Genomic DNA, 8118 nt, shown 5'->3' with positions numbered 1-8118 from the left:
CTGCGCTGGCACAACTCGAGGGAGGTGAAGGGCCAGTGCGGCCCCTGCTCGATGCCTTCGACGGCTTTGTGTCGCAGCAGATGGCTTTTTCGGCCCCAGCCTCCAGGTTTTAGACCAAATCGGCCGTCAGCCCATACCCGGTGGGCGTAAGCAGCTATCAAATCAGGAGCTTGCAGACCTGAACCAGGCTTGCGCGCGGGGCTGAAGCTGGTGTCACCACGGTGGGACGTACCGAAGGCCTGACAGTGACAAGCGCATTGCAAGCCAGCCTTGCGCCCGAACTGCTCTAAAAACGATAGCTACGTGCGCTTGTCTGGCATGGGCTACCCACGATTTTGATGCCGAAACATCAAATGGCGGAGCGTTGCGGCCTGCGCGGCGAAAGGGACGGTGCAAGACCGATAATCAGTTCTGCTGATCGTGTTTTTTCTGCATGTCTGTTTTCTCCTGCCTGCCTGTGACCTTTCCGCTCATCACCGATCCCTTCTTCTACGCTCTCGCGATTCCGGCGGTCCTGCTGATGGGCATCAGCAAAAGCGGCTTTGGCGCCGGCTTTGGCTCGCTGGCGGTGCCGATGATGGCGCTGGCCGTGACGGTGCCGCAGGCAGCGGCCATCCTCATGCCCATCCTGCTGCTGATCGACATCCTCGGCATGGCCGCCTTTCGCAAGAACTTCGACATGCGGCTGGTGAAGTTTCTGCTGCCTTTCGGCCTGCTGGGGACCTTGGTTGGCACGCTGCTGTTCAGCATCATGCCGGCCAACATGGTGGCTGGCATTGTGGGCGCCTTCACGCTGCTGTTCCTGGCGCAGCGTCTGGTATTTCCACCCAAACCCGACAGCCCGCCACCGCCGCGGTGGCTCGGTGCGCTGCTCGCGGTGACGTCCGGCTTCACCAGCTTCATCTCCCATGCCGGCGGTCCGCCCATCAGCGCCTATGTGATTCCACTGCGCCTGTCGCCGCTGACCTTCACGGCCACGCTGGCCTTTTTCTTTTTTGTCATCAACCTGTCCAAGTGGATTCCCTACGCCTGGCTGGGCCTGCTCGACTTGCGCAACATGGCGACCTCACTGGTGCTGCTGCCCCTGGCGCCGCTCGGGGTGTGGATAGGCGTACGTCTGGCGCGCCGCATTGATCCGGTGTTGTTCTACCGGATTCTTTATGTCGGCATGTTTCTGACCGGCGTCAAGCTGCTGTGGGACGGTTTCCGCTAGGAAACGGGCACCCGACAGCCTTGCGGCAAAACCGGTAAAAACCTCACAGCGGGTCGGCCGGCTTTTGGGTCAAAATCGCCGCATGAGAACAAATGCTTACGTGTTGACGCCTGACGCTGGCCCGACTGCTGTTTTCTTCATTCGTCTGCTCATGGTGGCGGCTGCATGACCACCGTTGTTTTTGCCGACCTGGTCGGTAGCACCAGCATGTTCGAGCGGCTCGGGGACGAGACTGCCTCGCGTTTTGTCACGCAACTGGTGGGCGCGTTGAGCCAGGTATTCGAGCAGCACAGCGGGCGCGTCGTCAAGCTGTTGGGCGACGGCCTGTTTGTGGTGTTTCCACACGAGGGCGATGCGCTGGCCGCCTGCATCAGCATCCAGAAACGCTTTCTTGACAAGCCCATCCGCGCCGGCGGCACCGGCGCACCAGTGCAAATGCAAATGGGCATTGAATCGGGTGAGGTGGTGGAGATCGACGGCGACTGTTTTGGTGATACCGTCAACTCCGCCGCCCGCCTGGCTGATCTGGCGGGCGCGGCGCAAATACTCACCACCCAAAACGTCTGGTCCGCGCTGGGACCGCTCCAGCAGGCCAGCCTGCGCAGTCTGGGGCCCATGCATCTGCGCGGCCGGGCCGAGGCCAGCCATGTATACCGCGTCGAGTGGCAGGCGGGGCGGGACGAAGACGCGACCATGATGGGTCGCTCGATGGCGTCGAGTGCGCCGCAGCTGCTGTCGCTGATCGCTGGTGAGCAGCGTGTGCAGATTGATGCCCGCAGCCTGGCCATCTCCATTGGGCGCGGTGCCGGCGCCACGTTGGCCCTCAACGATCCGCGGGTGTCGCGTATGCATGCGACGCTGGAATGGCGTGGCGGGCAGTTTGTGCTTAGCGATGCGTCGAGCTACGGCACCTGGGTCTATTTCGGTAACCAGAGCGAGGCAGTGGTGCTGCGGCGCACCGAGTGTTACCTGGTGGGCAGCGGCCAGATCAGCGCCGGTTGCGAGCGCCAGGAAGGCAGCCCGCTGATCAGTTTTTCCATAGGTAGCTGAGGATTCGTGGCACCTTCCCGCAAGGGATAGCAGGCTAGAATCAACTTTGTTTCCAGACGTATCCATTGCCACTCCATGAGCCTGAACAAGCTTGGCCGTTACGACATCATTCGCGTGCTGGGCAAGGGCGCGATGGGCCTGGTCTATGAGGCGCGCGACCCGAACCTGAACCGCCGCGTTGCGATCAAGACCATCAAGGTCGAGAATCTGTCGGAGGAAGCTGCGGCCGAATACGAGGCCCGCTTCAAAACCGAAGCGCATTCAGCGGCGCGCCTGCAGCACCCCAACATCGTCAGCGTTTACGACTCGGACCGCCACGGCGACATGGCTTTCCTGGTGATGGAGTTCATCCAGGGCGAAGACCTGAAGCACCACCTCGACGGCGGCAAGCGCTACTCCCTGGAGCAGTCGCTGGCCATGATGCGCGAGCTGCTGTCGGCGCTCGACTACGCGCATCGCCAGTCCATCGTGCACCGCGACGTCAAACCCGCCAACCTGCTGATCGAGGCCGATGGCCGCGTCAAGCTGACCGATTTCGGCGTCGCCCGCATCCAAGATTCCGGCGAGGCCACGCGCACCCAGGGCTCCATGGTCGGTACGCTCAAGTACATGTCGCCTGAGCAGGTGCAGGGTCAGCCCATCGACGCGCGGGCCGACCTGTTTGCGGTGGGCATCGTGCTTTACCAGTTGCTCACTGGCAAACGGCCGTTCGATGGTGACACCGATTTCGCCATCATCCAGCAGATCGTCAATCACAGCCCGGCGGCGCCCAGCAGCTTCAACAACCTGCTGCCGCCCGCGATTGACGCGGTGGTCGCGCGGGCCTTGACCAAAAAGCGTGACCAGCGTTTTGCCACTGCGCAGGAGTTTGCCCAGGCGCTGCAGGAAGCCAGCGGCCATGCCTCGGACCCGACCATTGTTCCGCCGGTCAGCCCGCCGGGGCGCCGCGGCGGCAATGCCACAGACACCGGTTTGCAGCGGTCGCGCGCGGGCGGTTCGACGGTGAAAATGCGCTCGTCCGGAACCGACACCGGCTCCACCGTGACGCAGGAGCTTGAGCTGGTCTACTGGAAAGATATCAAGGATTCCGAAGACATTGAAGACCTGGCAGGTTTTCTGGACCGTTTCCCCTCTGGCATTTATGCAGACCTGGCGCGCCGCCGTTTGAAGAAGCTGGGCGGCAGCGTGGCCGAGGATTCCGGAAGCGGTACAACGGTTCTGAGCGGTGAAACCGAATGGACTCGCCTGCAGACGCAACACAGCGTTGCGTCCGCCGCTCCGGCTGGTGCAGACACGACGCGCCTGGCTGCGGCTGATGCGCTGTCTGCGGACGCATCGCCGACACCGGTGGTCGAACAGCCCAAGAAGCTCGAATCAGAGCCGATCCCAGAGCCCGAGCCGGCACGGGACTCGGAGCCCGCCCCCGCGCCTTTGGCGCAAGCGGTTGCGGTACCGGTGGCAGCGGCTTTGTCGCCGTCGCCACCCAATCCGCCAGCAGTGCAGCGACCCCCGTCGCCTTCCCCTGCGCCGACTGCAACGCGGCCCGCCGCTTCCAAAATGCCGGTGTACGCCGCCGGTGTGGCTGTGCTGGTCATGGCCGGTCTGGCTTTCAAGTTTTTGTCGGGTCCGTCCGCAACGGCTGATCAAGTTGCCCAGGCCGCCCCTGCCGCAAGCCTTGCGGCCGAGGGCAGTCCTGCGCCGCTGCCGGCTGCATCGGCGCTGGTCGCCGGCGCGCCGTCGCGCGCCGCCTCGTCGGCAGCAGCGGTCACGCCTGCTGCGAAGCGGGCAGCGGTCAAGCCGCCCGTTGAAAAGGCTGTGGTGGCCCCCCGTCCTGCCGTGGTCAACCCGGTTGCTGTGGAAACCACCCCGGTCTCGCCACCTGAGTCGGCTGCAGCGGCTCAGGCGGGGGCCACCCACCCCAAACAGGCCTGTGAGAACCGCGTCCTGCTGGGTTTCCAGAGTTGCATGAACGAGCAGTGTGCCCGGCAGCGCTTCAAAAACCACCCGACCTGCGTGGAGCGCCGCGAACAGGACAAGCAGCGCCAGGAGATCCGGGATGGGCGGCAATGATTCGCCGCACCTGATGGCGTTGGCCCCCCCTTGCTATCAAAATAGAAGCTGCTGACGTCCGCCCGATAAGGGCTGAGGGCTGATTTTCAAGCGGTTTTCTGCTCCGGGAAGAGTGCCTGTCCGGTTCTGGTGCTCTGAACTGTCCGAGCCGCAGGTTGGCTGGCAGCATGGCTGCCGTTACCATAGCGCTCAAACATCGGGAGATATCCATGCCTGTGGTTGTGATTGCCAATCCGAAAGGCGGCGTCGGTAAAACGACGCTGGCCACCAATGTTGCCGGTTATTTCGCCAGCCAGGGCCATGCGGTGATGCTGGGCGATGCCGACCGCCAGCAGTCGTCACGGCTCTGGCTCGGGCTGCGCCCGCCGGCCGCCCGACCGATCAGCACCTGGGATGTCAGTGCCGACATGATTGTCAAGCCGCCCAAGGGCACGACCCATGTGGTGCTCGATACGCCGGGCGGCCTGCACGGCTGGCGTTTCAACGATGTGATCAAGCTGGCCGACAAGGTCATCGTGCCGTTGCAGCCCAGCGTTTTTGATATTTTTGCCACCCGGACCTTCCTCGACCAGTTGGCTGAACACCGCAACGCCGGCAAGGTGCAGGTGGGCATTGTCGGCATGCGGGTCGATTCGCGCACCATCGCTGCCGACAAGCTGCGCAGCTTTGTTGACGGCCTGGGCCTGCCGGTGCTTGGGTATGTGCGTGACACCCAGAATTACATTCACCTGGCGGCGCGCGGGCTGACGCTGTTCGATGTGGCGCCGGGGCGGGTCGAAAAAGACCTGGAGCAATGGGCGGGTATCTGCCGATGGCTCGACCAGTGAGCCGGCGCGCCTGATGTCGCTGGCTGGACAAGCCTGCCGCCAGGTGGACGTTACAGTCGGCGCATGAAAACCTTCCAGACGCTTTCCGAACTGGCGGCCTGTGTGGGTCAGGAAGTCGCTGTCAGCGACTGGCTGACCATTAGCCAGGCCCAGGTCAATCTGTTTGCCGAAGCCACCGGCGATCACCAGTGGATCCATGTGGACCCTGAAAAAGCCAGAGCCGGGCCTTTCGGCGCGCCGATTGCGCACGGTTTCCTGACCTTGTCGCTGCTGCCAAAATTTTTCGAATCCTCATTCGAGATCATGCAAAGCCGCATGGGCGTGAACTACGGTCTGAACAAGGTGCGCTTCACCGCGCCGGTGCCGGTGGGCAGCCGTCTGCGTGCGCGCATGAAACTGCTGAGCTGCGAGGACATCGCCAACAACGGCGTGCAGATGGCCTGGGAGGTGACCGTTGAACGCGAGGGCGAGGCCAAGCCGGTTTGCATCGCCGAATCGCTGGTCAGGCGTTACGTCTGACTGTCCCTGACGGGCTCAGGAATCAGCTTGAGCTGGTGTGAGGGTACCCAGCCCTCAAAGGCGTCAAGCAAAAGGTTGGTTCGCCGGGTTGCTTCCGCCTGGTCATGAACCCGCGCGATGCATTGGTGCAAATCGCTGCGCAGCAGCCAGAGTTCGGACGGTGTGGCGGCGACATTGATCCTGTAAATCACGCGCTGGGCCCCCATGTCTTTGCAGTCCAGCAGCGCGGCGTACAGTCGCTCGCGGATTTGCTCAAGGCTGAGACGGTCGGGTGCGGCGGTCTGCCGCCGGGAAAAAAGGGAATTAGCCATGATGATCGTGTGATGCGCCCGCAATCTCATGAATTGCTGTGGCTTGGAACAGGTGCTGCAGCCGGGTGGGCTGTGGAGCACGAAGCTGCTGATTTTAGGGTTTACCCTTGATTTGAGTGGGTTGATGAACCTAAACGGGACCGTTCTCAGGTCTGTTCTGGCGTCGATCAGGGTTGCAGCCTACCCACACCATCAAATACCGCGCGCGTTTGGGCGCTTGCGGGCGATAAAAAACCCGCCGGGGCAAAGCCCAGGCGGGTTGTGACGGGTGCCTCAACGCTGCGCAGCAGCGTGGCCCGGTTCGATCAGGCGCGGCCAGGCGCCGAGTCAAAACGCTGGCTGGTCTGAACCGCCTCTGCCCGGACGTCAGCGCGGGTGCGCTCGCCGGCAGCAGGGCCGGCAACCACCATGGTGCCGCCATCGACCTGGTTGCTGGCCGTTACAGCGGCGGGCCGGGAGTTCAGGGCCTGGGCGCGAACTTCGGCGCGGGTCACGTTGCTGGTCAGCGAGGGCTGCACATCCACCGAGCCGTCGGCGCCGGCGGCAAATGCGCCGGCAGAAGTGAAGCCGGCAGCAGCGATCAGGGCGGAAGCGATAAATTTCGAGTTCATGATTGAAATCCTTTTCAAAAGTAAATGAGACATTTCCGGGCGGGCGGGCATCATCAACCCCGTCTGTCCAGCCTCGGTGAGTCGTCTTTGCAGGTATCGGCTCATCGATGGGGTAACTTTACTATTGCCGATATCAAAGAAAAACTCGATATGAATCAATTATTAATTGCTGTATGTGGAACAATAAGGGCTTGATTTATTAAGTAGTAACCCTATGGATCGACTTTTATCCATGCGCGCCTTCCAGCAGGTGGTCGACGACGGAGGATTTGCTGCTGCAGCCCGCACGCTCGACATATCCCCGGCGGTGATGACCCGGCTGATCACCGACCTGGAGGAGCACCTCGGTGCCCGCTTGCTGCAGCGCACCACACGCAAGCTGTCCCTGACGGAGGCCGGGCAGTCCTACCTGCAGCGGGTGCGCCACATCCTCAATGATGTCAACGAGGCTGAAGCTTCCACCCGTCAGCAAACGGATGAACTGGCGGGTTTGCTGCGTATTCATACCCAGCCGGTCATGGCGGTGCACATTCTGGCACCGCTGGTGGCTGAGTTCAGGCGGCGCTACCCCAAGGTGGTGCTGGACATCACTGTCGATTCACCCCTGGCGCCGCCGATCGAGGACTTTGACCTGACGATTCTGGGCGCAGGGGGCGTGTATGACGCCAATGTAGTGGCGCGGCCGGTGATTGTCTCGGAGGGCCTGCTCTGTGCCTCGCCGCGTTATCTGCGCAGCGCTGGAACCCCGCGCCAACCCGAAGACCTGCAAAAACACGCCATGTTGCGCCTCAGTCAGACGGGCGTGCGGCAACGAGAGTGGCAACTGGTCAATCCCCAGGAAGGCGACCGGGAGGTGGCGGTGGACATCAGGCCGGTGCTGCTGGCCAACCACAGCGACACCTTGATGCGCGCCACACTCGATGGCGCCGGCATCAGCGCGCAACCGATGGACCTGGTGGCCAATTACCTGCGTGACGGGCAGTTGCGGCGCGTGCTGGCGCCCTGGATTACAGGGCGGTTTACCCTGTATGCGGCCTTGCCCAGCCGCAAATACATTCCGGCGCGAGCCCGTGTATTCATGGAGTTTTTGATCGAGCAGACGCGGCTGAAAACCGCTGAGGCCAAGCTGAGCTGGCCCGATGACGCCCCTGCGGACGCGGCGGACGGGTCTGTGCTGCTGCCGCCGGCGCAGCGTTGAATGCGTGTGAACGAAAAAAAGCCCGGTCGCGCCGGGCTTTTTGTTGCCTGCAGCGCAGGCCAGGGAGACTTACGCGCGACCAGGAGCGGGGTTGAACATCGGGTCGGCATTGCCTTGCGAGGACTGCAGACGGACAGCGTTGCGGCTGCGCTCGCTGGCCACCGATGCCGAGAAGGCTGACATGCCGCCGTCGACCTGGTTGCTGGCGGTCACCGGGCCCTTTTGAACCTTGGCGGCGTCAGCACGCACTTCGGCGCGCGTCAGGGTGCTGACAAAGGTGCTTTTCTGTTCTGGCGCGTTGTCGGCACCGGCAGCGAAA

The 8118-nt window shown here is 62.9% G+C and carries 9 protein-coding genes; 6 read left to right on the top strand and 3 right to left on the bottom strand.

Annotated features, from left to right (window positions below):
- Nucleotides 1-457: 457 nt before the first annotated feature.
- The 5 genes from ACH2CW_RS11080 (at nucleotide 458) to ACH2CW_RS11060 (ending at nucleotide 5679) form a co-directional block, all read left to right on the top strand.
- The gene (locus tag ACH2CW_RS11080; RefSeq protein ID WP_395058040.1) at nucleotides 458-1213 is read left to right on the top strand and encodes a sulfite exporter TauE/SafE family protein; all 756 of its coding nucleotides are present in this window, start codon (nucleotides 458-460) and stop codon (nucleotides 1211-1213) included.
- A 165-nt stretch (nucleotides 1214-1378) separates the two neighbouring features.
- The gene (locus tag ACH2CW_RS11075; protein WP_395058038.1) at nucleotides 1379-2263 is read left to right on the top strand and encodes an adenylate/guanylate cyclase domain-containing protein; all 885 of its coding nucleotides are present in this window, start codon (nucleotides 1379-1381) and stop codon (nucleotides 2261-2263) included.
- A gap of 75 nt (nucleotides 2264-2338) precedes the next feature.
- A complete protein-coding gene (locus ACH2CW_RS11070) occupies nucleotides 2339-4333 on the top strand; it encodes a serine/threonine-protein kinase (protein WP_395058036.1) in 1995 nt (664 codons plus the stop codon).
- A 209-nt stretch (nucleotides 4334-4542) separates the two neighbouring features.
- Nucleotides 4543-5160, top strand: a complete 618-nt coding sequence (locus ACH2CW_RS11065; protein ID WP_395058034.1) for an AAA family ATPase — start codon at nucleotides 4543-4545, stop codon at nucleotides 5158-5160.
- Between the two features lie 63 nt (nucleotides 5161-5223).
- Nucleotides 5224-5679 (top strand): MaoC family dehydratase, encoded by a 456-nt coding sequence (locus ACH2CW_RS11060; protein ID WP_395058032.1) that lies wholly within the window; start codon nucleotides 5224-5226, stop codon nucleotides 5677-5679.
- Here the strand turns inward: ACH2CW_RS11060 and ACH2CW_RS11055 are convergent.
- Together ACH2CW_RS11055 and ACH2CW_RS11050 are read right to left on the bottom strand one after the other, a co-directional pair.
- Nucleotides 5670-5990 (bottom strand): hypothetical protein, encoded by a 321-nt coding sequence (locus tag ACH2CW_RS11055; RefSeq protein WP_395058031.1) that lies wholly within the window; start codon nucleotides 5988-5990, stop codon nucleotides 5670-5672. The genes ACH2CW_RS11060 and ACH2CW_RS11055 overlap by 10 nt on opposite strands.
- Nucleotides 5991-6295: 305 nt before the next feature.
- The gene (locus ACH2CW_RS11050; RefSeq protein ID WP_395058029.1) at nucleotides 6296-6601 is read right to left on the bottom strand and encodes a hypothetical protein; all 306 of its coding nucleotides are present in this window, start codon (nucleotides 6599-6601) and stop codon (nucleotides 6296-6298) included.
- Between the two features lie 214 nt (nucleotides 6602-6815).
- Between ACH2CW_RS11050 and ACH2CW_RS11045 the strand changes: the two genes are divergently transcribed.
- The gene (locus ACH2CW_RS11045) at nucleotides 6816-7799 is read left to right on the top strand and encodes a LysR substrate-binding domain-containing protein (RefSeq protein WP_395058027.1); all 984 of its coding nucleotides are present in this window, start codon (nucleotides 6816-6818) and stop codon (nucleotides 7797-7799) included.
- 69 nt (nucleotides 7800-7868) lie between these two features.
- Here ACH2CW_RS11045 and ACH2CW_RS11040 read toward each other — a convergent pair.
- Nucleotides 7869-8118, bottom strand: a 250-nt coding sequence (locus ACH2CW_RS11040; RefSeq protein ID WP_395058025.1) for a hypothetical protein, incomplete at its 5' end; no start/stop codon positions are given.

Source organism: Polaromonas sp. (assembly GCF_043778355.1).
GTDB lineage: Bacteria > Pseudomonadota > Gammaproteobacteria > Burkholderiales > Burkholderiaceae_C > Polaromonas.
Note: the sequence above shows the minus strand (reverse complement) of the source record. Positions and strands in the feature narration are given on the sequence as shown.

Bases quoted from the DNA above. Each gene is read 5' to 3' on its own strand.
- ACH2CW_RS11050 (WP_395058029.1), bottom strand. From the start codon at position 6,601: ATGAACTCGAAATTTATCGCTTCCGCCCTGATCGCTGCTGCCGGCTTC.
- ACH2CW_RS11045 (WP_395058027.1), top strand. From the start codon at position 6,816: ATGGATCGACTTTTATCCATGCGCGCCTTCCAGCAGGTGGTCGACGAC.
- ACH2CW_RS11075 (WP_395058038.1), top strand. From the start codon at position 1,379: ATGACCACCGTTGTTTTTGCCGACCTGGTCGGTAGCACCAGCATGTTC.
- ACH2CW_RS11060 (WP_395058032.1), top strand. From the start codon at position 5,224: ATGAAAACCTTCCAGACGCTTTCCGAACTGGCGGCCTGTGTGGGTCAG.
- ACH2CW_RS11070 (WP_395058036.1), top strand. From the start codon at position 2,339: ATGAGCCTGAACAAGCTTGGCCGTTACGACATCATTCGCGTGCTGGGC.
- ACH2CW_RS11055 (WP_395058031.1), bottom strand. From the start codon at position 5,990: ATGGCTAATTCCCTTTTTTCCCGGCGGCAGACCGCCGCACCCGACCGT.
- ACH2CW_RS11065 (WP_395058034.1), top strand. From the start codon at position 4,543: ATGCCTGTGGTTGTGATTGCCAATCCGAAAGGCGGCGTCGGTAAAACG.